2 protein-coding genes are annotated in these 1,857 nt (G+C 69.0%); both read left to right on the top strand.

The window, feature by feature from the left end; translation table 11 throughout:
• Positions 1-103 precede the first annotated feature (103 nt).
• Positions 104-1,369: a sensor histidine kinase gene (locus A5698_RS07905; protein ID WP_068295304.1), complete on the top strand. Its 1,266-nt coding sequence runs from the start codon at positions 104-106 to the stop codon at positions 1,367-1,369.
• Positions 1,366-1,857: response regulator (locus A5698_RS07900; protein ID WP_068295301.1), on the top strand; the 492-nt coding region annotated here is incomplete at its 3' end. The genes A5698_RS07905 and A5698_RS07900, both read left to right, overlap by 4 nt.

The raw sequence follows: 1,857 nt of genomic DNA, 5'->3' as shown, positions 1-1,857 counted from the left end.
CTCCCGAACCCGCCCTTTTGTGTGAGGGTACGGCTGGCAACACCGCCGATTCACCGGCCAGCACGATGGCTTCCGATGACCGCTACACGTCACGATGGAATGCGTGACGACTCCGGACCTCCCCGCCCCACTCGCATATCTTCGGCGACCGCTGCGGCCCGAATCCTGGCGCATCTACCTGTACTTCGTGCTGGCCAGCGTGCTGGCGGTGGTCGGGGTGGCGTTCCTGTTCGCCGCCGGTCTGGCATCCGGGCTCCTGCTGGTGACGCTGGTCGGCATCCCGCTCCTGGCGGTCGTCGTGCTGAGCGGGCGGGCGTGGAACCGGCTGTATCGGTCGTTGACCCGCCTCGCCGGTGCCGAAATCGAACCGCCGCCGCCGTTCGCCCCGTCCCCGGGGAGAGTCCGTGCGGTGGCCGAAGCGTTGACCGACGCCGTCGGCTGGCGCAGCCTCGGGTTCGTCGCCCTGCACTCGGTGCTCATGACCCTCGTCGGCTACGCCGTAATCATCGGCATCTCGGTGTGCGCCTCGGCGGTCGCCTCGCCGGTGGTGTACCTGCTGACCGGTGAACCGTTCATGACACTCGGCGAGCCGATCGATTCACTCGCCGTGTACCTGGCGCTGTCGGTCGCCGGACTTGTCGGCCTCTACGTGTGGGGCTGGGTGATGATCGGCGTCACCCGCCTCGACGTGTCGCTGGCCCGCGCACTTCTGGGCGCCACCGACCGCGACCGTCGGGTCGGGCAGTTGGAGCGCGCCCGCGCCGATGTGGTCGACGAATCCGCAGCCACCCTGCAGCGGGTGGAGCGTGACCTGCACGACGGCACCCAGGCGCGGCTCATCACGACGGCGATGGCGCTGGTCCGCGCGGAGGAACATTTTGCCTCGGCCGACGTGAACCGCGGCCGCACGCTGGTTGCCGATGCACTGGCCAACACCAAGGACACGTTGGCCGAGCTGCGCGAGATCGTGCGCGGCATCCGACCACCCGCACTCGATTTGGGCCTCGAGTCCGCCGTGCGCACATTGGCCGCGCGCAACCCGTTGCCTGTCGACGTCTCGGCAGACCTCGCCGTTCGGCCCTCGCTCGGGGTGGAGACGATGGCGTACTTCTGCGTGGCGGAACTGCTGGCCAACGTGTCGCGACACTCCGGCGCCGACCATGCCGCCGTGGCGCTTCGCAGCGACGAGCATGAACTCCGGATCACCGTGCGCGACAACGGGTCTGGCGGAGTCCAGATCGGCAACGGTTCGGGCCTGACCGGCCTGAACGACCGGCTGGCGATGCTGGACGGCCGGCTGACCGTCCACAGCCCCGACGGCGGCCCGACCGTCGTCACCGCCGTCGTGCCACCGGGAATCGACCAGTGAGCAAGCTCGTCATCGCCGAGGACAACGCCATCCTGCGCGACGGTCTGGCCCAGCTGCTCCTCGAACGCGGTCACGATGTGGTTGCCAAGGTGAGCACCGCCGACGAATTGCTCAGCGCCGTGGACGATTCGAAACCGGACGTGGCGATCGTCGACATCCGTATGCCGCCGTCGTACACCGACGAGGGACTGGTGGCGGCGGTGTCGCTGCGTCGTTCACAGCCCGACACCGGCGTGCTGGTGTTCTCCCAGTGGGTGGAAACCCGTTATGCGATGGAACTTCTCGCGGGCACCCCGGAGGGCGTCGGCTACCTTCTCAAGGATCGGGTGACCGACATCGCCGAGTTCGATGCCGCCGTACGACGCGTCGCGGCCGGGGGCACGGCACTGGACCCGGAGGTGGTGCGCCAGCTGTTCGGCCGGCGTAGCCCCGATGGGCTCGCGGGGCTCACCCCACGCGAACGGGAGGTGCTGGCGCTGATGGCCGAG

The sequence above is a fragment of the Mycobacterium sp. E136 genome, assembly GCF_001666865.1.
Lineage (GTDB): Bacteria > Actinomycetota > Actinomycetes > Mycobacteriales > Mycobacteriaceae > Mycobacterium.
This window is presented reverse-complemented; position numbering and strand designations above follow the sequence as displayed.